The sequence below is a fragment of the Clostridium sp. AF29-8BH genome (assembly GCF_003478145.1).
Taxonomy (GTDB): Bacteria; Bacillota; Clostridia; order Lachnospirales; family Lachnospiraceae; genus Otoolea; species Otoolea fessa.
The window spans coordinates 18,338-41,680 of sequence record NZ_QUEL01000012.1 but is presented as its reverse complement, the minus strand read 5'-3'; the positions used below and the strand labels follow the sequence as shown (position 1 = coordinate 41,680).

Below are 23,343 nucleotides of genomic sequence, written 5' to 3'. Positions count from 1 at the left end.
CTAAGCGATAATGGAACTGTGATGAAAACACGGCTCACAAATCTTAAACGGATATCCAACCGGCAGTATCCGTCTGCAGCGCTGGCAGCGGGCGATGTAGCTTTTTTTGCCCTTGGACAAATACCGCATGATCGTACCCTCAGTGCGGCTGCGTTCCTGTTCGAGCCAGTCCTCGTCGATGATCTTGTCAAAACGGTGGGAGAACTGGTAGTAGAGGTCGAGCTTGCGGTAATACGTTTCGTATTTCTGCAGTCCCAGCTTGGAACCGGCGCCTTTGTCCGGGTGTTTCAGGCGTTTGTCCGCCGGGTAATCCTTGCAGTAGCGCAGCCATTGCAGGACAACCTGATGATCCTTGATATCGATGGGACAGCTGATCATGCGGTAGAGAATCCGTTTGTCATCGAATCCGTAGATATCGTCTCTGTGGCGTTCTGCCTGCGCATAAAGGCTTAAAATCTCATCGACGCTGACCTTTTCAAACGGAGGCGTCGGCTCAACGGATTTCCAGACTTTGATGATAACGTCCAGCGGCTCGTCCAGATCGAGGAGAATCTGCGGGAAACCGAGGCTGACTTTTTCGATCGGTTCCTCCTCCTGAGTAAGCTGTTCCCGGATATAATCGAGGGATTCCTGCCCCATCGCATTGACGTAGCCGGTGTCAAAGAGTCCGAAGCGTCCGGCGCGTCCGGCGATCTGCTTGATCTCCGGTACGGACAGACCGCGCCGGGTGGTACCGTCAAATTTCTGGGTCTGGACAAATACGATACGCCGGACAGGCAGGTTGAGTCCCATGCCGATCGCGTCGGTGGCGACGACCACCTTGGTTTTGCCGCTGGTAAAAAGCTGCATCTGGCGGCGGCGGATCTCCGGCGGCAGGCTTCCGTATATAACACTTGCCTTGATACCTTCTTCTTCCAGACGTCCCGCCACATCCAGCACGGATTTTTTGGAAAATACGACGAGTGCATCGCCGGGAAGAACACTTTCCGGGAAGGAAAATGGCGTGTCCTCACAGATGAGCGCAGTTTTGCGCTGATACCGGCAGATGGCAAGGCTGTCGCCGCACAGATGGATCAGGTGTGTGACAGCAGATTCAGCGGCGGGACTCATGCAGACATGGATTTCGTGAGCTTTCAGTCCCAGAATCGCCTTTGTCCAGCAATGCCCGCGGTCTGGATCGGCGGTCAGCTGTGCCTCATCAATCACGGCAATATCGTATTCCTCCGAGAAATCTGCCATCTCGATCGTCGAAGCTGTGATCCGGCTGTCATCGTCGGCGATACACTCCTGACCGGTCAGCATGGTGCTGGGAACGCCGCAGTCGTGCATTTTTTCATATACCTCAAGCGCCAGAAGGCGCAGCGGACCGAGGTAAGTGCCCTTTTTCGCTGTTTTTAAGCGTTCCAGCGCGTGAAATGTTTTGCCGCTGTTGGTCGGGCCGATGTGGAGAATGAAACGGCGGTTCATTGCCATAGTCTCCGGAAATTCCAGCTCTGGACGGGATGGGACGAGATCCATGATTTTATACTGGATGACGTAGCGCTTATAGATCTGGTAAAGCTCCAGAAGTGTCTGCGTGCAGAGCTGACCATCCAATTCTGTTTCCAGATAATTCAGAAAATCCACGGAAATATCATCGCGCTGGGCGGGCAGAAACATTGCCTCATCCAGGCGGATGAGCTGTGGCAGCAGGCTGGTTTCAATGAGCTTTGTGACAGCATCGTTGTGCGAACGGTACGCAAAATAAGCCAGATTTTTGATCTGGCGGTGCCATTCCTCCAGCGAGAGGCTGGTGACCTGTGTCGGTTTGGTGCGTTTCAGTGTTTTAAACAGCCGGTTGGTCCGCTCGCTCAGATCGCGGGGGCGGGAACTGGTCTTTCTTTTTTTCTTGCTTGCCGCCTGATACTGGCGGATATATGTCTGAAGAAGCTGATTTGGCTCGAGCATTTGAACGTCTCCTCTTTATGTAAATATCTTGTCCGATACAAATTCTAATTTAAAACGTAGCTGTTCAGTACCTTCACAGTCACGCGCAAAAATCCATTAAAAATTGCCTGCGGCGTTTCTATTATCGCAGAAGTTGCATGGATGTGCAAGAACGGGAAATCAGATTGCAGAAAAATATAAAAATATTTGATATAATAAGAACACTTAGTTAAAACAGAAAGGTCAACATCTATATGGCATCAAACTATAAAACGGGCGCCAGCCTGAATTTAACTCCTTTCGAAATGCAGCTTCTAAGCCGCAGCCCCCTGTTTCGAGGCGCGGGCGAATCCGGAATCGGGGAGATGCTGTCCTGTCTGGGGGCGGAGGAACGCAGTTATGAAAAAGAAGAAATGATTTATCGCGCGGGGAATACGGTCACATCTCTGGGTGTGGTGATGCACGGAAGTGTGATGATTGTCAACGATGATCTGTGGGGCAACCGCAGCATTCTAGACCGGGTAGAACCGGGACAGATTTTTGCGGAGACATATGCGTGCGTGCCGGGGGAAAAGCTGCTGGTCGATGTGTTTGCAGCGGAGGTGACGGAAGTGCTGTTTTTAAATGTTGGAAAAATGCTGTCGCAGTGTCCCAATTCTTGCGGACATCACACGCAGCTTATCCGCAACCTGCTTGCAATCTCGGCGCAGAAAAACTTGCAGCTGTCCCGCCGGATCTTCAATACATCGTCGAAATCCATCCGGGGACGGCTTCTGTCGTACCTCTCCGATCAGGCGGTAAAAAATGAGAGCGAGAGATTTGATATCCCATTCAACCGCCAGCAGCTCGCCGACTATCTGGGCGTGGACCGGTCGGCGCTGTCGGCAGAGCTGGGGAAAATGCAGCGGGAAGGGCTTCTGGAATTTAGAAAAAATCACTTTCATTTATATGAAGAGGTTAGAAGCTTGTAGATTACAAACAAAAATACCCTGTCAGGAGCATTAAAATCCGACCGACAGGGTATTTTTAGTGAAAATTCCTATGGGTGTAACAAGACCGGCTGTCCATTCCCTATACTTTCCTGCACCGGCTGTTTCAGCATATCCAGAAATGCCTGTGCCGCCGGCGTCAGCGGGCGCATCGGGTTTTGCAGGACGAGGATCTGGCGCTTCGGGATAGGGATATTTAGGTGAAGCTGGAACACGCGGTAGTTGAGCAGGTAGTTCCGGGCAAATTCCGAGGGAACAAAGCCGATTCCCAGATTGTGGGAGACGGTCGGGGCGATCAGGTCGTTGGAAGAAACTTCGATGCTCGGGCGCAGATCCAGCCCCTGTTCCTCAAAGAGATTGTCCCAAAAAAGCCGCGTCGTTGTGCCGGACTCCATGCTGACAAGTGGGTGCATACAGAGCTCTTCAAGGGAGAGTGTGCGGTTCTGCAGCTCGGAAAAACGGTTTCCGGCAATGACGATGTCCTGGAACTCGGCAACCGGCATCACGTGAACCAGATCCAGATCCTTCATGATCTCGTGGATCGGAGAAATGATGACGGCAAAGTCATTTTCCCCGGCCTTTAAGGAAGAAGCGGTGATCGGCGCAGAGTTGGAATGAATCTGCACGGTCACATTCGGAAAACGCTGCTGGAATTGTTCAATATAAGGAAGCAGAAAGAAGCGCATTGTCAGCTCGCTCGCACCGATCGAAACCTTGCCGCTCTGACTGTTCGTGTATTCTTTTAAAAGCTCTTCCGCTCGTCCCATCTGCTGGCAGGGACGGTTGATCTGGCGGAACAGGATCCGCCCTTCATCGGTCAGGGTCACGCCTTTTTGGGAGCGGTTGAAAAGTTTGCACTGAAGCATATCTTCTAAATTATGAATGTATTTTGTTACGGTTGGCTGCGTGAGGCAGAGATTCAAAGCCGCCTGGGTAATATTCTGGCATCGAGCCACCTCATAGAAAACCTTGTAGTAGTCGAAACTGATGTCCATGTATGTAGTTGAAATCCTTTCTGTATGTCGGACTGTTTCTGCCTGATTGAAACAGTGTTTATCTGATTTTATATCTGTACGTGTATTTACCAAATATAGTCACACTTTATCGTATTTTTCCAGAAATGTCCAGCCACAATAACGATTACCAATAATTATCACCATTCATTTTATCTATGGATATAGGAAAAAAATATAATTTTACCATTTGTATTTCCGGGAGTAAGATCGGGAACAGACGGGAAGAATGTGGAGACACAGGCGAAAACGTTACTGGGCACGTATGCGTGAACAGTAACTAGAACACGTGGCGGCATCGGGAAATGAAAGAAAAATAACCGGGGCAGCCGCGGGAGAACAACCCGGAGAGAGGAAGTGACAGTATGGGAGATCTGGGTGCGACCCTGATCAAGGAATTGAACTGTGAGACAGCCTTTGCAATTGGCGGGATCGGCATATCAGAATCCGTTGTGGTTACATGGATCATGATGGCAGTGGTGCTCGTGGTTTCACTGATTGTGACGCACGGTCTGAAAGTTGAACATCCCGGACGCGGACAGCTCCTTCTGGAGAACGCTGTTACGTGGCTGCAGGGCATCGGCGAGGGAATCCTCGGAGAGGAAGGAAAAGGCTATGCGCCGTATCTGACATCCGTGCTGATGTATCTGGGCGTGGCGAACCTGCTTGGTATACTGGGATTCAAGCCGCCAACCAAGGATTTGAACGTCACGGCAGCACTGGCGCTGATGAGTATTGTGCTGATTGAGACAGCAGGGATTCGGGTCAAAGGTTTAAAAGGATGGTTAAAGAGCTTTACAGAGCCGATCGCCATCGTGACACCGATCAATATCATGGAGGTATTTATCAAACCGTTGTCGCTGTGTATGCGACTGTTCGGAAACGTGCTGGGCGCGTTCGTCATCATGAAATTGATTGAATACATCCTTCCGGTAGGGCTTCCGGTATTGTTCAGCGCTTACTTTGATATCTTTGACGGTCTGATTCAGGCGTATGTATTTGTCTTTCTGACAGGGCTTTTTATCAAGGAATCAATCGAGTAATAGAAGAGAAATAGAAAATTACAAAAAGGAGACTTTATTATGGGTACAATCATTGCAATCGGAGCAGGTCTGGCAGTTCTTGCAGGCGCAGGAGCCGGAATTGGTATCGGAATCGCCACATCTAAGGCGACTGAGGCAGTCGCAAGACAGCCGGAGGCAGAGGGAAAAATCACAAAGATTCTATTGTTAGGTGCGGCACTTGCCGAGGCAACTGCTATTTATGGTTTCGTTATTGCCCTTTTGATTATTATTCTTTTAAGCTGATACGATAGAAAACGAAAGGTGGGGCAAGGCTATGTTACGGTTGGACATCAACCTGGTTTTTACGATCATCAACCTTTTAATCTGGTATGCGATTATCCGCATTTTCCTCTTTAAGCCGATCAACAAAGTGATCGATAAACGGAATGAAGCCATTCAGGAAAAGTATGATGAGGCAAAAAAAATGCAGGAAGAAGCGCAGGCGGAGAAAGAGAAATACGCAGCCTGCCAGGATGAGATAGAAGTAGAGAAAAACAAGGTGCTGGATGCGGCGCGTGCGAGTGCACGTGAAGAAGGACGTCAGCTGATTGAAAACGCCCAGAAAGAGGCAGATAAGGTCATCCGTAAGGCGGGCGAGGATGCACGCCGGGAGAAGGATAAGATGCTCGAACAGGCGAAGCATGAAATTTTGTCGCTGGTTCTGGACGCGGCGGCTGGTTCGATGAACAAGAAGTCGGATGACAGCGCTCTTTATGATGAGTTTTTGAAGAAAGCGGGTACGACGGAGAATGAAGAAACTTGATGTCTATTTACAAGAAATAAAGAGGCAGAAGATTTCTGTCGATGATCTGCAGCATGCGGCTGAGATACTGGCTGCGACACCGCAGCTTCCGGCAGAGCTTGAAAATCCGGATTTGACCCGTGAGAAGCGGGAAGATCTGGTTCGTAGCCTGTTTCCGCTGGCAGTCCGGGGAATCATCGAGGTGCTGGCACAGGATCAGACAATGAAAATGATGCCGGATCTGATTAAGGAAGCGGAGGCGTTTGAAAAGCCGGATAAATATCTGCGCTGTGTGCTGGAATATGTCAAAGAGCCGGATGAAAAACAGGCAGCCGGAATCCGGAAATTTCTCTCGGAGAAATATCCGGGACGGGAACTCCGGATTGTGAAGGAAGAAAAGCCGGAGCTTGGAAGTGGTTTTATCCTCCGGGTCGGAAGTGAGGAATATGACTGGAGCACGGAGGGAAGAAAACGGGCGCTGGCAGATAAATTAAAGAATCTGGCAAAAGAGCCGGATTCGGGTGATTTCCTTACACAGAAGGGAATCATCGGGATTCTGAAAGGAAATCTGGATGGAATCGACATTTCGGTCCGTGAGATCGGTACGGTCAGCCGGGTGGGCGACGGCATCGCCTATGTGGATGGAATCGACCATGCGATGTACGGTGAGATTGTGGCGTTTGACGGCGATGTGAGAGGCATGGTACAGGATATCCGGTCGAAGGAGATCGGCTGCATCCTCTTTGGACATGCGAACACCATCGGAGAAGGAAGCCGCGCGATGCGGACCGGCAAGATGGCAGGTATCCCGGTTGGCGAGGGATTCTTAGGGCGTGTTGTAGATGCGCTGGGCAATCCGATCGACAATAAAGGGGAGATTGAGGCAGCCGGATACCGTCCGGTGGAGTCACCGGCGCCGGGTATTATCGAGCGTCAGTCAGTTGATACCCCGATGGAGACAGGTATCCTCTCGATCGATTCGATGTTCCCGATCGGACGCGGACAGCGTGAGCTGATCATTGGCGACCGTCAGACCGGTAAGACCTCGATCGCGGTGGATACGATGCTGAACCAAAAGGGAAAAGACGTGATCTGCATCTATGTGGCGATCGGTCAGAAGGCTTCAACGGTATCGAGACTGGTTCATACACTGGAAAAACACGGGGCGATGGAGTACAGCATCGTGCTGGCAGCGACGGCGAGTGATCCGGCGTCCTTACAGTATATCGCGCCGTATGCAGGAACGGCGCTGGCAGAATATTTCATGCATCAGGGAAAAGATGTCCTGATTGTCTATGACGATTTATCGAAACACGCGGTTGCGTACCGTGCACTGTCTCTTCTGATGGAACGTTCTCCGGGACGCGAGGCATATCCGGGCGATGTATTCTATCTGCATTCCCGTCTGCTGGAGCGCTCGGCGCGGCTTTCGGATGAGCTGGGCGGTGGTTCAATCACAGCGCTGCCGATTGTCGAGACACAGGCGGGCGATGTGTCGGCGTATATCCCGACCAACGTTATTTCCATCACAGATGGACAGATTTTCCTGGAAAGTTCGCTGTTCTTCGAGGGCATGCGCCCGGCGGTCAATGTAGGGCTTTCGGTATCGCGTGTCGGCGGCGCAGCGCAGACCAAGGCGATGAAGAAGGCAGCCGGAAGCGTACGTATCGACCTGGCACAGTACCGCGAGATGGAAGTATTTACACAGTTCAGTTCCGATCTGGATCCGGCAACTAAGGCACAGCTTGCCTACGGCAGCGGTCTGATGGAGCTGTTAAAACAGCCGCTTGAGCATCCGCTCTCGATGGAAGAACAGGTTGTGATTCTGTATGCGGCGACGAGCCATCTGCTGGTAGATATTCCGAAAGAAAAGCTGAAGACATTCCAGGGCGGTCTTTACGAATATATGAGAAGCTCCTACCCGCAGGTGGGCGATGCACTCCGCACGACGAAGACACTCAGCGAGGATATCCAGCGCGAGATTGCGAAGGCGGTGGGCGAGTACAAGGCAAAATTCCTGAAAGCACAGGGAAATGCGCTGGAGGCAGCCACAGCGGATGCAAAACTGGATAAGCAGTAAGGCGGTGATGGAAGATGGCAGGACTCAGAGAGATCCAGAACCGGATCCGGAGTATTCAGGATACGCGCAAGATCACGAACGCGATGTACCTGATATCTTCGACGAAATTAAAGAAAGCCAGAAAAGAACTGGCAGAGACGGAGCCGTATTTCTATGCATTGCAAAATGTCATCCGGCGTATCCAGAGGCATCTGCCGAACATGGAAAGTCCCTATTTTGAAAAAGAAGGGCACCAGTCGAAGAAAACGGGGCTGCTGGTTATTTCCGGCGATAAAGGGCTGGCGGGTGCTTATAACCATAACATCATGAAGATGGCGGATACATTTTTAAAGGATCCTTCCCGCGAGGTACATCTGTTTGTCATCGGTGAGACGGGGCGGCAGTTTTTTGCCTCCCAGCACATCCCGATTGAAGAAAATTTCCAGTATACGGCGCAGGATCCGACGTTTAACCGGGCAAGGTGGATTGCTGGAATACTTCTGGAACGATATTTGTCGGGTGATTTGGATGAGATCCATGTCCTGTATACAAGAATGGAAAATGTGATGCAGAGTGTGGCGAAGGATAAAAGGGTGCTTCCGATTACCAAGCCGGATATGCACGGAATGGCGATTCCGGTCGATGTGCGGCTGGAGGAGTTTTCCCTCCGGCCAACGCCGGAGGAAGCGATGAATGCGATCGTTCCGAACTATGTAGCCGGATTTATCTACGGCGCGCTGGTTGAGTCGTTCTGCAGCGAGCAGAATGCCCGTATGATGGCGATGGATGCGGCGACGGATAATGCGGATGCACTTTTAAAAGATTTGAATACGATGTACAACCGGGCGCGGCAGGCGGCGATCACACAGGAGATCACCGAAGTATGCGGCGGCGCGGCTGCACAGAGACGAGAACGAGAAGAGGAGATGAGAGTGTGATGGGAGAACAGGCGGCAGAGACAAAAAAGACTGAAACCAGCCTGCCGGAAGGCAAGATTGTCCAGGTTTCCGGTCCGGTTGTCGATGTGAAATTTGAGAGCGGTCCCCTTCCGGAGATCCGGGACGCGCTCACAGTAGAAAATCAGGGAAAGACGTGTGTGATGGAAGCTGCCAAGCACATGGGAAATAATATCGTCCGCTGCATCATGCTGTCGGCAAGCGAGGGCTTGAGCCGTGACATGAAGGTAACACCGACGGGAGAAGGCATTTCCGTTCCGGTTGGCGAAAAGACGCTTGGACGTTTGTTTAATGTTTTAGGTGAGACGGTAGATGGAGGAGAAAAGCTGGATGGTGAGGAGCACTGGTGTATTCACCGGGATCCGCCGCCATTTGAGGATCAGAGCCCAGTCGCGGAGATTCTGGAGACGGGCATCAAGGTTATTGATCTTCTGGCGCCGTATTCCAAGGGCGGAAAAGTCGGTCTGTTTGGCGGCGCGGGCGTCGGAAAAACAGTCCTGATTCAGGAGCTGATCCGGAATATTGCGATGGAGCAGGGCGGTTATTCTATCTTTACGGGTGTCGGTGAGCGTTCCCGTGAGGGCAATGACCTCTGGAGTGAGATGAAGGCATCCGGTGTTCTGGAAAAGACAGCGCTCGTGTTTGGACAGATGAACGAGCCGCCGGGAGCTCGTATGAGAGTTGCAGAGACCGGGCTTACGATGGCAGAATATTTCCGTGACAAAATGCACCGGAATGTGTTACTATTTATCGATAATATTTTCCGTTATGTACAGGCAGGTTCGGAGGTTTCAGCGCTGCTTGGGCGTATGCCGTCGGCGGTTGGTTATCAGCCAACGTTAGCGAATGAGATGGGCGAGCTGCAGGAGCGGATTGCCTCGACGAAAGATGGTTCGGTCACTTCAATCCAGGCAGTCTATGTACCGGCGGATGATTTAACCGATCCGGCACCGGCGACTACCTTTACCCATCTGGATGCGACTACGGTTCTTTCCAGAAAGATCGTAGAACAGGGTATCTACCCGGCGGTCGATCCGCTGGAATCCTCGTCCCGTATTCTGGAACCGGATGTGGTCGGAGAAGAACACTATGAGACGGCCAGACGGGTGCAGGAGATTTTGCAGAAATACAAGGAATTGCAGGATATCATTGCAATTCTGGGTATGGACGAGTTGTCTGAGGAAGATAAGCTGACCGTCGGCCGCGCAAGAAAGATACAGCGTTTCTTATCCCAGCCGTTCCATGTGGCGGAGAACTTTACCGGTGTACCGGGCAAGTATGTGCCATTAAAGGATACCGTCAAGGGCTTTAAGGCAATTCTGGATGGTGAGATGGATGCGTACCCGGAGGCAGCATTCTTCAATGTCGGAACGATCGAGGATGTAGTGGCAAAGGCGAAGGCTTTAGAGAAACAGGAGGCGTAGGAACGGATGGCAGATTTTCATGTAAAAATCATATCCAGCAACCGGACATTCTATGAGGGAGTCTGCCACTGTCTGATCCTTCCGGCGGTGGACGGTGAGATGGCTGTCATGGCGCACCATGAGAGCGAGATCGTGGCAGTCAAAGCGGGAGAAATGCGTTTCCAGGCGACAGAGGACGGTCCGTGGGAGGCGGCAGTCGTCGGGCAGGGCTTCTGTGAGATCGCCAACAACCGTGTTATGTTGCTGGCAGATACGATCGAGAAACCGGAGGAGATCGACCGGATCCGGGCGCAGGAGGCATTAGAGCGTGCGAAAGAGCGGCTGCGCCAGAAACAGAGTATTTCCGAGTATTACAGCACCCGCGCGGCGATGGCGAGAGCGCTGGTTCGTCTGAAAGAGACGGAAAAATTTGTGGACTAGGTGCGTTAGAGGCGGATTTGAGTCTGATGTAATTCTGTGGCAGATGCGGTTCAGAAAGAAATGACAGAAAATCAGTAAGAATGGAGAACAGGGCATGACATTACTTCAGTTAAAATACGTGGTGGAGGTGGCGGCAGCCGGAACCATCAGCGGGGCGGCAAAAAAACTTTATATTGCACAGCCGAGCCTCACGGCGGCGATCAAGGAACTGGAGCATGAGATTGGATTTTCCCTGTTTACCCGCACGAACAAGGGCGTGGTGATTTCCCCGGACGGGGAAGAATTTCTGGGGTATGCGAGACAGGTGATCGAGCAGGCAAACCTGATCGAGGAGCGCTATTTTGGCGCTGTGCCGCAGAAACGCCAGTTCTGTGTTTCCACCCAGCACTATTCCTTTTCCGTTGAGGCGTTTGTCGATCTGATCCGCGAGTACGGCGGAGAAGAGTACGATTTCCGTATCCGCGAGACGCAGACGTATGAGCTGATTGAGGATGTGGCGAAGCTTAGGAGCGAGGTTGGCGTGCTGTATCTGAACCGTTTTAACGAGACGGTGATCCGCAAGACGCTGCGGGAACACGACCTCAAATTTACGCGGCTTTTTATGGCAAAACCGTATGTATTTATCGGTGCGGCCAATCCGCTTGCAAGCCGCAGTTCTATCACCCTGTCGGATTTGGAACCTTATCCGCGTCTGTCCTATGAGCAGGGCGAGCACAATTCCTTTTATTTCTCCGAGGAGATCCTCAGCACGCTGGACAGCCGCAAGGACATCCTGGTGTCCGACCGCGCGACCCTGTTTAATCTTCTGATTGGGCTGAATGGGTATACGATCTGCAGCGGTGTCATCAATGAGGAACTGAACGGACCGAATATTGTAGCGATTCCACTTGATGTGGACGATTATATGGAGATCGGTTACATTACCCACAATCGCGTGACACCGGGACGGTTTGCGGGACTGTATATTGAGGCGTTGAAGCGGAGAGTGGGAGTGCCGGTTCCCAAAGTGTCTACCCGTGAACCAATAACCAGAATTCCTGTTTCCGACAGGTGATTTTTTGGTTTGACTTTTTTTAAAACAGGAAATATAATAATACCGAAACGAGTAGCAAACGAGTGTAAATCCAGCTTTTGCTGCTCTTTTTTTATTATTTCATAAAGAATGTGCCAAGGTGCATTTTTTATGAAATTTCATAAAAATGCCATTAAAAAGTGTGTTGCAAAATAAATGCTTTTGAAATAAAGTCTTCCGGAACGGGAAAACATGAGTCAATCTGAGAGTTTACAGAAAATATTCAAGGAATGTGCATAACCTATATTTGCTGTCACAGAAAGATGTGGGGAAAGAGGAAAATTTATTGTTGAAACCGTTTTATTTGCTGCCATTTTTAACGTGACAAATCGAAATCTTTTGCCGAAGATAGATTTGTATGGAAATAGGAACGGAATCGGAAAGAGGATGATAGAATGCGGCAGAATAGAGAAATGATTTCATGTCAGCGTCCATAATCAGCACTTCCTTTTTGTAAGAAATGTGGTATACTCGATAGAACATGAAAACCATATTAAAAAAGGTGAAAAGCAGAATGAATCATATTTCAATTACAACCCTGGAAGCGCCGGAGCTGGATATCTACGCCCGGCTGAGCGAGGGGCAGTTATTTCATTATAATGAACCAAAGGAAGGTCTTTTCATTGCGGAAAGCCCTAAGGTCATCGGGCGGGCGCTCGACGCGGGATATGAGCCGGTTTCTTTTCTGATGGAAGAATGCCATATCGAGACAGAAGGGCGGGAGATTCTGGAACGCCCGGTGTGTGCGGGAGTGCCTGTGTTTACGGCACCATTTGATGTGCTGACGCGCCTGACCGGCTTTAAACTGACGCGCGGGATGCTGTGTGCGGTGAAACGGAAGAAAATGCCGGGGATCGAGGAAATCTGTGCAGGTGCCAGACGGATCGCGATTCTTGAGAATGTAGAAAATCCTACGAATGTGGGGGCGATTTTCCGGTCAGCGGCGGCGCTCTTTATGGATGCGGTGCTTCTGACACCGGGATGCAGTGACCCGCTGTACCGCCGCGCAAGCCGTGTCAGTATGGGAACAGTGTTTCAGGTGCCGTGGACGTACATTCCGAAGGGCGACTGGGCGGAGAACAGTATGGAAACGCTTAAGAAGCTGGGATTTCTCACGGCGGCGATGGCGCTCAGTGACCGTTCCGTGAGTATCGCGGATCCGGCGCTTTCGCAGGAAGAAAAATTAGCAATCATTCTCGGAACCGAGGGTGACGGGTTGGCGGCATCGACGATCGCGGCGTGCGATTACACCGTGAAAATCCCGATGTCACACGGCGTGGATTCGCTCAACGTGGCAGCAGCGAGTGCAGTGGCGTTCTGGCAGCTGGGCATGGGAAATAGGAAATAAAGTTCTGGCTGTGTAAAAAAAATGTACATTGGTTAAATGCGTTTCAAATGCCAGAAATGAGTGCGGAAATGGATGGAAAGAATCGTTTGGAGGAAGGAGAAAATAGAATGAAGTGTCCAAAATGCGGACAGGAAGCAGTTGGAAATTTTTGCAGTAACTGCGGAACTCCGCTTGTAAATGATACAGTACGCCGAGAACAGGAAACGGTGGGAAGAAAGCCGGAAAATAGCTATGACGACGGTGATTCAGAACAGCGGAATCCAGCTCGGATGGAATCGGATGAGAAAAAGGCGGAATCCGGCTCTGGATCGAAACGAAACAGTCAGGAAAAGCGGAGCAGCCAGAGTCAGGACGCACAGAAGCGTGAGGAAGAGCGCCGCGACAATGAACGCTGCCAATCCCAGGCACAGGAGGATGCCCGCCGCGACCGTGAAGCGGCATCGCGCAGACGACAGGACGCGAGACGTTCTTCTTCCAGCGCGAAAGAGGATAAGCGGGATGCAAAACAGCAGAAGCAGATGGAAAAACGCCTTCATGCTCTGGAGTCGGAGCGGGAGCGCTCAGAGCGTCAGAAAAATCGGATGGAGCGCAGCCACCAGCGGGAACTGGAACGCCAGTCCCGGGAGGCAGAGCGCACCAGACGGGCGGCGGAGCGCAGTGAGGCGCATACGCAGAGTGACTCAAATGACGGTCCGTCCGTGCTGGATGTGACGGCAGCCGGAGTAACCGGCGTGGTTGTGCTGATGGCGCGCGTGATGCAGGCAGCCAGTTTTCTTCTGATGGCGGGAATCACCTGGGCGAATGCGAAGGCATTTCGGTATGGCGGCGACGATCTGGGCTATATCGGAACTATGATTACCGAGGAAAATTATGGTCTGGGGCTGTATGTAGGGATTGGCGTATTTCTGGTATTGATGGGCGCGATCTGGTGCCTGTGGATTCTGTCAGGCAAGCACGCGGGTGGTAAAGTACGGCTGCAAAAATACGATACGGGGCGCGGATTTATCCCGTTTATAATCATCCTTGTTCTGGTATTAGTAGCCGGTCCGGCAGCGTACCTGATGCCGAAGAATGCGGGCAGCTTACAGCCGATTGTAGACGGCGGCTATGCGGCACTGGAGGCGATCAATGCGAACCACGGATTTCTGCTGTTCTGCAGCATCGGAGGCGCGATCCTTTCGTTTATCCGGAAAATGCTGCTGGTATAATTTTATAATTCATCTAATCGCCCGAACTGATACCCCATTTCCTCCCATTTTGCCAGAAGTTCATCGAGAATCTGAGCGTTGGTCTGCGAAGTGCTGTGCAGAAGGACGATCGCGCCGGGGTGGATGCGCGTCAGAAGCTTGGAAAATGCTTCTTCTTTGGATGGCTGCTGATCCTGCATCCAGTCCACATAGGCGAGACTCCAGAAAAAGGTCTTGTAGCCGAGCTCCTTTGCCATCTGCAGGTTCGATTCACTGTATTTGCCCTGCGGCGGACGGTAATATTTTTTCATTGTCTGCCCGGTGACGGACTGGTAGAGTGTTTCCAGGGCAGTCAGCTCCTTTTCAAATGCTGCTTTGTCGGAAATGCGGGACATATCGGGATGGTGATACGTGTGGTTGGCGACGGTGTGACCCTCTGCGATCATCTGTTTTACCAGTTCAGGACTGGTTTCGAGATAGTTGCCGACGACGAAAAAGGTTGCCGGGACATGGTGTTTTTTCAGTGCTTCCAGAATGGCAGGTGTGCAGCCGTTTTCATATCCAGCGTCGAAGGTCAGATAGATGACGGGCTTGGAGGTATCGCCTACATAGAAAGCATCAAAATTTTTTAAAGTGTCGGCGGAGGCATTGCCGACCGGTGTCTGCCCTGGACTGGGAAATCCAAGTCCCCAGTTTCCATCCTGCGACGGAATCGAACCGGAATCAAAGGCAGGCGGGAGCGAGCCACAGGCGATAACAGGCGCTGAAACCGTGTGCCCGGATGGACGGCGCAGGAAATGTGCGGCAGTCTGCCCGGCGAAGAAAGCGATGGCAAACAGGGCGGGAACCAGCAGCGGGGAAATGATGTGCCGGAAACGTGATGGAACAAAATGCATGGGAAAATGAATGAACATGATGTGACCTGAAAGATATATTTTCATAAATATATGAAAGAAGGGGGAACATCATGTTTTTATTATAATTTGCTGTCCGTGAAATGCACCGAATCGGAAAAACCAAGCGGTACCATATAACAAATTTTATGTGCTGACATAACAAATTAATGCTTGTCATGCCCTTTGTACCTATGTTATTATTATAACGATGCTTAGATGAGATGCTCCGAACCCTTGAACAAGGGGAGCTGGATGAAAAGCAGACCATGAAATTATGATGAAATAAATAAGAGAAACAAGGAGGATGTTGAAGGATGAAGCCTTATAGCGAGATGACGAAAGAAGAACTTCTGGAACTTAAGCGTGATCTGAGCGATCAGTACCGGGAGTTTCAGGGCAAGAATCTGACGCTGGATATGTCACGCGGTAAGCCAAGTGCAGAGCAGCTTGATTTATCGATGGGAATGATGGACGTACTGAGCAGCGACAGTGATCTGACCTGCGAAGATGGGACAGACTGCCGCAATTACGGCGGTCTGGACGGTATCAGCGAGGCGAAGGAGCTGTTAGCGGATATGATCGAGGTTCCGGCTGACAATATCATTATCTATGGAAACTCCAGCCTGAACGTAATGTACGACACCATCTCCCGTTCTGTGACTCATGGCGTTATGGGAAATACCCCGTGGTGCAAGCTTGACAAGGTTAAATTCCTGTGTCCGGTACCGGGATATGACAGACATTTCTCCATTACTGAATATTTTGGCATCGAGATGATCAACATTCCGATGACCGCAGATGGTCCGGATATGGATCTGGTAGAGCAGTATGTGACAACCGACCCGACCGTAAAGGGAATCTGGTGCGTTCCGAAGTACTCTAACCCGACCGGCAATTCCTACTCCGATCAGACGGTACGCCGTCTGGCACGCATGCATCCGGCTGCTCCGGATTTCCGTATTTACTGGGACAATGCTTATGGCATCCACCATTTATACGATGATGAGCAGGATCATGTGCTGGAGATTCTGGCAGAATGTAAGAAAGCCGGCAACCCGGATATGGTTTACAAATTCTCTTCAACCTCCAAGATTACGTTCCCGGGTTCCGGCATTGCGGCAATCGCAACCTCCCACAATAACCTGGATGATATCAAGAAACAGTTAAAGATTCAGACTATCGGTCATGATAAAGTGAATCAGCTCCGCCACGTGCGTTTCTTCAAGGATATCCACGGCATGGTAGAGCACATGAGAAAGCATGCCAACATCCTGCGCCCGAAATTCGAGGCAGTTGAGAACATTCTCGACCGCGAGCTGGGCGGACTGGAGATCGGTACCTGGACAAAACCGCACGGCGGCTACTTCATTTCCTTTGATTCACTGAACGGCTGTGCGAAGGAGATCGTTGCGAAGTGCAAGAAAGCAGGCGTTGTCATGACCGGAGCCGGTGCAACTTATCCATATGGCAAGGATCCGGAGGATCGCAACATCCGTATTGCTCCATCTTATCCGCCGCTGCAGGATCTGATCACTGCAACCGAGCTGTTTGCACTCTGCGTCAAGCTGGTCAGTGTCAACAAGCTGTTAGAGGAAATGTAATATTAAACCAAGAAGTACAGGAATTGTATGGGTATGTCGAAGGACCGCTGCCCATACAATTCTTTTTTCGGAGAAAAAGTGATGATAAAGGAAAAGTTATCCCTGATCTGGGGAAAGTTTGTAAACAGGGAGACGATATCGTATCTGATATTCGGCGTTCTGACGACGCTGGTGGACTGGATTTCCTATGCGGTTTTCCGCCACAACGGCATGAACTACCGTATGGCGACGATCTGCTGTCAGGCGGCGGCGATCCTGTTTGCATATGTGACAAACAAGATCTGGGTATTCCGAAGCTACAATTTCCACCCTGTATATCTTCTTAAGGAAATGGCTTCGTTTTTCTCCTGCCGTATTCTCACATCGGTGTTCACGTATGTGGCGATGATCGTGATGGTAGACGGCATGGGAATCAAACAGGATATGATCTGTAAGATTGTGGTATCAGCGATCTCGCTGGTGTTGAATTATATTTGCAGTAAATTATTTATTTTCAAAAAGAAAGAATCCTCGAAATAGGGCTGTGTGGGGAAATGACAGCGGAAATGGATGCTGAAGACAGACCGGAAAGAGTAGAGAAAACGCCGCCTGAACAGGATTCTGGATGGAGGGAAGATGGAGCAAAGAGAACGAGACGAAAGTTCCAGTAAACTGGAAGAAGCACTCAGGGAGCTTACGGGAGCGGAAACAACGGGGAAAATAGAGGAGTATGAGAACGAGCGGGAAGGTGCGGACGTGGATTCGGAGACCGCCTGTACAGATATGAGACACGCTGAACGAATGCCGGCCTGGAGACAGGAAGAAGATGCCAGAAAATCTAAACTTTCAGAGTCCAGAGCAGATGTCGTTAATGAGTTGAATGACGATGACTGGGAGCAGGAAGAATTAGATGAGTGGGATGAATCAGAGAAATCACCCCGCGGAATGGGCCGCCTGGCTGCGGTTTTCCGTCCGTCGGATGATCTCCTGGCGGCATTTTTCCTGCCGGTAGTGATTTTGATCCTGATTTTTGCATACCGCGGTATTTTCCCCTTTGGGCAGGAAAGCTTCCTGCGGACGGATATGTACCACCAGTATGCGCCGTTTTTCTCGGAATTCCGGCATAAGCTTTTAAGTGGCGAGAGCCTGCTTTACAGCTGGGATGTCGGCATGGGCGTAAACTTTGCCGCGCTCTATGCGTACTATCTGGCGAGCCCGTTCAACTGGCTGCTGCTGTTATGCCCGTCGTCCCTGATTATCGAATTTATGACCTACATGATCGTGTTCAAGAGCGGTCTGGCGGGTCTTTCGATGGCGTGGTACCTGAAAAAGCACACGGGTTCACAGAAGTTTGGAGCGTGCTATTTCGGCGTATTCTATGCACTGTCCGGCTATATGGCGGCGTATAGCTGGAATATCATGTGGCTGGACTGCATCGTGCTGCTGCCGCTGATCCTGCACGGCCTGGAGCGGCTGGTGCGCGAAAAAAAAGGGCTTTTTTACTGCCTGATGCTGGGACTTTCAATCCTGTCCAACTACTATATATCAATTATGATATGTCTCTTCATGGTGATTTACTATGTGGCGCTCCTGTTTCTGGAGAAACGGCCGGGATGGAAAGATTGTCTGCACAGCTTTTTCCTGTTTGGTGTGTATTCGCTTCTGGCGGGTGCGCTGGCGGCTGCGGTGCTTCTTCCGGAGATTGCGGCGCTGCAGAGTACGGCGTCTGGCGATTTTAATTTTCCGACCACACTGGAAATCTACTTCCCGATCTTTGACATGATCGCGCGGCACATCGGAAATGTACAGGTGGAGACGGGACTCGACCATTGGCCGAACCTCTACTGCGGCGTGGCAGTCTACATTTTCATGGGGTTGTATTTTCTGAACCGCCGGATTGCGATCCGGGAAAAGGTTGTGTACGGTGTGCTGCTGCTCTTTTTCTATGCCAGCTTTTCGTTCAACGTGCTGAATTTTATCTGGCATGGCTTCCATTACCCGAACAGCCTGCCGTGCCGCCAGTCGTTTATCTATATCGCGCTGGTGCTGACGATGTGTTTCCGGGCGTATCTATATCTGGATGAAATATCCAAACGGCAGTTTGCCGGGGTGACATCCGCCGCGATTGGCTACGTGATTCTGGCAGAAAAGCTGGTGACGGACGATGCGTTTGAGCCAGTTGTCTGGTATGTGGCAGTGGTGCTTCTGCTGTTGTATCTGGGCGTCTTTTATTTCTATCAAAATAAAGAACATTTCGCGTTCACGGCGGCGCTTCTGGCGATGGCGCTGGTAAGTGTGGAGGCGCTTGCCAATATGGCGGCAACGAGCATTCCGACGACGAGCCGGACTGATTATGTGGCAGACAATCAGGATGTTGCAGCGGTGACAGAGCCGCTCAAAAAGACGGAATTTTACCGGATTGATAAAACGAATGCACGCACGAAAAATGATGGCGCGTGGATGCATTTTCCATCCGTATCACTGTTTTCATCGGTGGCAAATGCCGGGGTGACGGATTTCTTCAAACAGATGGGCTGCGAAGGTTCGACGAACGCATACAGCATCGTGGGAAGTACGCCGCTGGTGGATTCGTTATTTTCAATCAAATATGCACTCTATGAGGGTAAGCAGGACAATCCGCGCCTGTCGCTCTATGCATTTTCAGGTGACACGTACCTCTATGAGAATCCGTGGACGCTGCCGCTCGGCTTTATCCTGCCGGACATAGTGGAAACGGGCTGGAAGCGCGATCTTTCTTCGCCGGCGGATGTCCAGAACGATTTATCGGATGTGCTGGGCGTGCCGGAGTGCCTGATTTTCACGGACGGGGAGGAGCAGGGGAATCGTTTTTCCTTTACAGCACCGGAGGATGGGGAGTATTATATAAGTGTCGCAAACCGTCAGATTGATTCGGTTAAGCTGGATGTCGGCGGGGAGAGCCGCAGCATTGATACGTTGAAACGCGGGTATCTGGTGGAAACTGGATATGTGAAGGCAGGCACATTGATTCTGCTGGAGAGCAATGACAGTGCCGGAAGCATGGACGCGAGCGCGTACCGCTTTGACGAAGCCGGGCTGCGTGCGCTCTATGAGCGCCTCAACCAGCATCCATTTGAACTGGAAACATTGGGCGAGGAGGCGATGAAGGGCACGATCGACGCGGGCGAGGGCGGAACGCTGTTCCTCACGATCCCGTATGACGAGGGCTGGACGGTCACGGTGGATGGAAAAGAAGCTATCACGCGTCCGGTCTGGAAGGCATTTACCGGCGTGGAACTGACGGCGGGAACCCATACGGTGGAACTCAGGTATTATCCGCAGGGACTGCATGAGGGACTGCTGATCAGCGGAGGTGCGCTGTTTGTGCTGGCGGTGATTGTGGCTTCTATGTATATAAGGAAGAAGAAGCAGGGGAAAACTTCTGCAAAAATGAGAAGAACGGTGGAAAAAGAGCCGGATGGCGATTTAAAACTGAGAAATTGAGATACAAAATTTATAGAAAAGAGGTTAAAATCATGAAAAAGCTGGAAGAATATGTAAGAAGCATTCCGGACTTCCCGGAGCCGGGTATCATTTTCCGCGATATTACTACGATTTTACAGGATGCAGACGGACTGCAGCTTGCGATCGACGGAATCCAGAAATCCTTAGAGGGTGTGGATTATGATATCGTGGTTGGTCCGGAGTCCCGCGGGTTTATTTTTGGCGTGCCGGTTGCATATGCGATGCACAAGGGATTCGTGCCAATCCGCAAGAAAGGCAAACTGCCGTGCAAGACGGTATCTGTAAGCTACGATCTGGAGTATGGCAGCGCGGTTCTGGAGATGCATGAGGATGCCATTAAACCGGGACAGAAGGTAGTTATCGTTGACGACCTGATCGCAACCGGCGGAACGACCGAGGCGATTGTCAAGCTCATCGAGAAGATGGGCGGCGAGGTTGTAAAAATCTGCTGCGTGATGGAGCTGGCAGGCTTAAAGGGACGCGAAAAACTGAACGGATATGCGGTGGATGCCCTAATTACCTATGAGGGGAAATAGATAACGGTTCACGGGTAGGCACTTTTGGAACCGAAAGTGCCGTAAGAAAATGTGGTGACAGCAGGAATTTGCCGTATTGAAATGCGAAGCCACGGCAAATTCCGTTACTGGGCACGTTTGCGTGAACAGTAACAAAATAGTTTGCCGTTGCATTTTTTGTCAAATATTCGTATAATAGGGGTATTCTATATAATATTTTATTTCATTTGCGTGAACCGCTTTCCGGATTCCGAACGGCAGGCGTTTCAGTTATCTACGGAAGGGTCAGGAGGCATATATGGGAAATTTGGATAAAATAAAAAAGCTGGATCAGGAAATTGAAGCGCCGGCGGATTTTACGAGTCCGGAGGTACTGTATAATGAGTTGATTGCCGCCATTCGCAAGTACCATCCGTCGGATGACATCAGCATGATTGAGAAAGCGTACCAGATCGCGTATGACGCACACAAGGACCAGAGGCGTAAATCAGGTGAACCGTATATCATCCATCCGCTCTGTGTGGCGATCATTCTGGCGGATCTGGAGCTGGATAAAGAGACTCTGGTGGCAGGTATCCTGCACGATGTCGTGGAAGATACGGTCATGACAGAGGAGGAGATCACGGCGATCTTTGGCGAGGAGGTAGCACTTTTAGTAGACGGTGTTACCAAGCTGACCCAGATCTCGTGGACGATCGATAAAGTAGAGATTCAGGCGGAAAACCTGCGTAAGATGTTCTTAGCGATGGCGAAGGACATCCGGGTTATCCTGATTAAGCTGGCAGACCGTCTGCACAATATGCGGACGCTTCAATATATGAAGCCGGAAAAACAGAAAGAAAAGGCGCGTGAAACGATGGATATCTACGCGCCTATTGCTGATCGTCTCGGTATTTCCAAGATCAAGACCGAGCTGGATGATTTGTCTCTCAAATATCTCCAGCCGGAGGTTTACAAAGAATTGTCCGAAAAACTGGCGCTTCGTAAGGACACCAGGGAGGCGTTTATCCATAAGATTATGGATGAAGTCAAGAAACATATGGACGATGCGGGCATCGAAGCCAAGGTAGACGGCCGTGTGAAACATTTCTTCAGCATCTATAAAAAGATGGTAAACCAGGACAAGACGCTGGATCAGATCTATGATATTTTTGCGGTCCGGATTATCGTGGAGAGCGTGAAAGACTGTTATGCGGCGCTCGGTGTCATCCATGAGATGTACAAACCGATTCCGGGACGTTTTAAAGATTATATTGCCATGCCGAAACCGAATATGTACCAGTCGCTGCATACGACTCTGATTGGCAGCAGCGGACAGCCGTTTGAGATTCAGATCCGCACCTATGAGATGCACCGTACCGCTGAGTATGGTATCGCGGCACACTGGAAATATAAGGAGAGCGGCAGCAGCAAGGCGGCGATTGACAGCGCCGAGGCAAAGCTTTCCTGGCTGCGTGAGATCCTGGAATGGCAGCGGGATATGTCCGATAATAAAGAGTTCTTAAGTCTCTTAAAGAGTGATCTGGATCTCTTTACGGATGATGTATACTGCTTTACCCCGACGGGCGATGTCAAGAACCTGCCGAGCGGTTCCACCCCGATCGATTTTGCGTATTCGATCCACAGTGCGGTCGGCAACAAGATGGTTGGTGCCCGTGTCAACGGAAAACTGGTCAACATCGATTATGTCATTAAAAATGGTGACCGTGTCGAGATTATTACCTCCCAGAATTCCAAGGGACCGAGCCGCGACTGGCTGAAACTGGTTAAGAGCACACAGGCGAAGAATAAGATCAACCAGTGGTTCAAGAGCGAGCTGAAAGAGGACAATATTCTGCGCGGCCGTGCGCTTCTGGATAAATATTGTAAGGCGAAGGACATCAATTATTCAGAGTTAAATAAACCGGAATATATGGAAAAGGTCATGAAGCGCTATGCGTACCGTGACTGGGATTCCGTTCTGGCATCGATCGGACATGGCGCCCTCAAAGAGGGACAGGTCATCAACAAGATGCTGGATGAGCGCAACAAGAAGTTAAAGAAGGAAGTAACCGATACGACGATCCTCGATAACATGGCGTCGGATGGAAACAAGGTTCCGGTGATCGCAGCCGGGAAGTCGAAGAGCGGTATCGTTGTCAAGGGAATCCACGATCTGGCGGTTCGTTTTTCGAAGTGCTGCAGCCCGGTTCCGGGCGATGAGATCGTCGGATTTGTCACAAGGGGACGCGGTATCTCGATCCACCGGACGGACTGCATCAATGTGATGAATCTGCCGCAGGAAGAGCGTGAGCGCTTGATTGAAGCCGAGTGGCAGCAGCCGGAAGCACAGACGGGCACGGAAAAATACTCCACCGAAATCAAGATCTATGCGAACAACCGCATCGGCATGTTTGTGGATATTTCCAAGGTATTTACCGAGCGCCAGATCGACATTACCTCGATGAATGTGCGGACAAGCAAGCAGGGCAAGGCGACGATCGTCATGACGTTCGATATCCACGGAATTGAGGAATTAAATAAATTATCTGATAAACTCAGACAGATTGAAGGAGTATTAGATATAGAGAGAACTGCCGGATAAGCGGTTCTCTCTATATTTCACAGGTACTTACACCCTGTGAAAGTTTCACATATTATTAGGAGGA

The 23,343-nt window shown here is 50.7% G+C and carries 19 protein-coding genes; 16 read left to right on the top strand and 3 right to left on the bottom strand.

Annotated elements, in window-relative coordinates; all coding sequences use genetic code 11:
• Positions 1 to 1,947, bottom strand: a complete 1,947-nt coding sequence (locus DWZ16_RS08860) for an SUV3 family DEAD/DEAH box RNA helicase (protein WP_118522637.1) — start codon at positions 1,945 to 1,947, stop codon at positions 1 to 3.
• A 284-nt stretch (positions 1,948 to 2,231) separates the two neighbouring features.
• Between DWZ16_RS08860 and DWZ16_RS08855 the strand changes: the two genes are divergently transcribed.
• The gene (locus tag DWZ16_RS08855; RefSeq protein ID WP_181357208.1) at positions 2,232 to 2,897 is read left to right on the top strand and encodes a Crp/Fnr family transcriptional regulator; all 666 of its coding nucleotides are present in this window, start codon (positions 2,232 to 2,234) and stop codon (positions 2,895 to 2,897) included.
• Between the two features lie 68 nt (positions 2,898 to 2,965).
• Here DWZ16_RS08855 and DWZ16_RS08850 read toward each other — a convergent pair whose 3' ends face one another.
• Positions 2,966 to 3,910 (bottom strand): LysR family transcriptional regulator, encoded by a 945-nt coding sequence (locus DWZ16_RS08850; protein WP_118491623.1) that lies wholly within the window; start codon positions 3,908 to 3,910, stop codon positions 2,966 to 2,968.
• Positions 3,911 to 4,293: 383 nt separating this feature from the next.
• On the opposite strand from DWZ16_RS08850, the gene DWZ16_RS08845 reads away from it, so the two are divergent.
• From DWZ16_RS08845 to DWZ16_RS08800, 10 genes are all read left to right on the top strand, one after another.
• A complete protein-coding gene (locus DWZ16_RS08845; RefSeq protein WP_118522636.1) occupies positions 4,294 to 4,971 on the top strand; it encodes a F0F1 ATP synthase subunit A in 678 nt (225 codons plus the stop codon).
• A gap of 39 nt (positions 4,972 to 5,010) precedes the next feature.
• A complete protein-coding gene (gene atpE, locus DWZ16_RS08840; RefSeq protein WP_022359062.1) occupies positions 5,011 to 5,235 on the top strand; it encodes an ATP synthase F0 subunit C in 225 nt (74 codons plus the stop codon).
• A gap of 31 nt (positions 5,236 to 5,266) precedes the next feature.
• Positions 5,267 to 5,755 carry an ATP synthase F0 subunit B gene (locus DWZ16_RS08835; protein ID WP_118522635.1) on the top strand — a complete coding sequence of 163 codons (489 nt, stop codon included), beginning with the start codon at positions 5,267 to 5,269 and terminating at the stop codon, positions 5,753 to 5,755.
• Positions 5,742 to 7,814, top strand: a complete 2,073-nt coding sequence (gene atpA, locus DWZ16_RS08830; protein WP_118522634.1) for a F0F1 ATP synthase subunit alpha — start codon at positions 5,742 to 5,744, stop codon at positions 7,812 to 7,814. Before DWZ16_RS08835 ends, atpA begins: the two co-directional genes overlap by 14 nt.
• A 14-nt stretch (positions 7,815 to 7,828) precedes the next feature.
• Positions 7,829 to 8,731, top strand: coding sequence for an ATP synthase F1 subunit gamma (atpG, locus tag DWZ16_RS08825; protein ID WP_118522633.1), 903 nt, complete (start codon positions 7,829 to 7,831; stop codon positions 8,729 to 8,731).
• Positions 8,732 to 8,772: 41 nt separating this feature from the next.
• The gene (atpD, locus tag DWZ16_RS08820; RefSeq protein ID WP_107000980.1) at positions 8,773 to 10,173 is read left to right on the top strand and encodes a F0F1 ATP synthase subunit beta; all 1,401 of its coding nucleotides are present in this window, start codon (positions 8,773 to 8,775) and stop codon (positions 10,171 to 10,173) included.
• A gap of 6 nt (positions 10,174 to 10,179) precedes the next feature.
• Positions 10,180 to 10,593 carry an ATP synthase F1 subunit epsilon gene (atpC, locus tag DWZ16_RS08815; RefSeq protein WP_022359057.1) on the top strand — a complete coding sequence of 138 codons (414 nt, stop codon included), beginning with the start codon at positions 10,180 to 10,182 and terminating at the stop codon, positions 10,591 to 10,593.
• Positions 10,594 to 10,687: 94 nt separating this feature from the next.
• Complete coding sequence (locus DWZ16_RS08810; protein ID WP_118522632.1) at positions 10,688 to 11,647, top strand: LysR family transcriptional regulator; 960 nt, start codon at positions 10,688 to 10,690, stop codon at positions 11,645 to 11,647.
• 532 nt (positions 11,648 to 12,179) lie between these two features.
• The gene (locus tag DWZ16_RS08805) at positions 12,180 to 13,013 is read left to right on the top strand and encodes a TrmH family RNA methyltransferase (RefSeq protein ID WP_118522631.1); all 834 of its coding nucleotides are present in this window, start codon (positions 12,180 to 12,182) and stop codon (positions 13,011 to 13,013) included.
• Between the two features lie 107 nt (positions 13,014 to 13,120).
• Positions 13,121 to 14,221: a zinc ribbon domain-containing protein gene (locus tag DWZ16_RS08800; protein ID WP_107000513.1), complete on the top strand. Its 1,101-nt coding sequence runs from the start codon at positions 13,121 to 13,123 to the stop codon at positions 14,219 to 14,221.
• A gap of 2 nt (positions 14,222 to 14,223) precedes the next feature.
• Here the strand turns inward: DWZ16_RS08800 and DWZ16_RS08795 are convergent, their stop codons facing one another.
• On the bottom strand, positions 14,224 to 15,114 hold the full coding sequence (locus DWZ16_RS08795) for a polysaccharide deacetylase family protein (RefSeq protein WP_243021976.1): 891 nt from the start codon (positions 15,112 to 15,114) through the stop codon (positions 14,224 to 14,226).
• Between the two features lie 296 nt (positions 15,115 to 15,410).
• Here DWZ16_RS08795 and DWZ16_RS08790 point away from each other — a divergent pair, with 296 nt between their 5' ends.
• The 5 genes from DWZ16_RS08790 (at position 15,411) to DWZ16_RS08770 (ending at position 23,279) form a co-directional block, all read left to right on the top strand.
• Entirely contained in the window at positions 15,411 to 16,697 is a 1,287-nt protein-coding gene (locus DWZ16_RS08790) for an aminotransferase class I/II-fold pyridoxal phosphate-dependent enzyme (RefSeq protein WP_107000512.1), read from the top strand.
• 81 nt (positions 16,698 to 16,778) lie between these two features.
• The gene (locus DWZ16_RS08785; RefSeq protein WP_118468332.1) at positions 16,779 to 17,216 is read left to right on the top strand and encodes a GtrA family protein; all 438 of its coding nucleotides are present in this window, start codon (positions 16,779 to 16,781) and stop codon (positions 17,214 to 17,216) included.
• Between the two features lie 96 nt (positions 17,217 to 17,312).
• Positions 17,313 to 20,159, top strand: coding sequence for a YfhO family protein (locus DWZ16_RS08780; protein ID WP_118522630.1), 2,847 nt, complete (start codon positions 17,313 to 17,315; stop codon positions 20,157 to 20,159).
• 32 nt (positions 20,160 to 20,191) lie between these two features.
• Positions 20,192 to 20,716 carry an adenine phosphoribosyltransferase gene (locus DWZ16_RS08775; protein WP_022359322.1) on the top strand — a complete coding sequence of 175 codons (525 nt, stop codon included), beginning with the start codon at positions 20,192 to 20,194 and terminating at the stop codon, positions 20,714 to 20,716.
• A gap of 277 nt (positions 20,717 to 20,993) precedes the next feature.
• A complete protein-coding gene (locus DWZ16_RS08770) occupies positions 20,994 to 23,279 on the top strand; it encodes a RelA/SpoT family protein (protein WP_022359323.1) in 2,286 nt (761 codons plus the stop codon).
• The last annotated feature ends 64 nt before the right edge of the window (positions 23,280 to 23,343 follow it).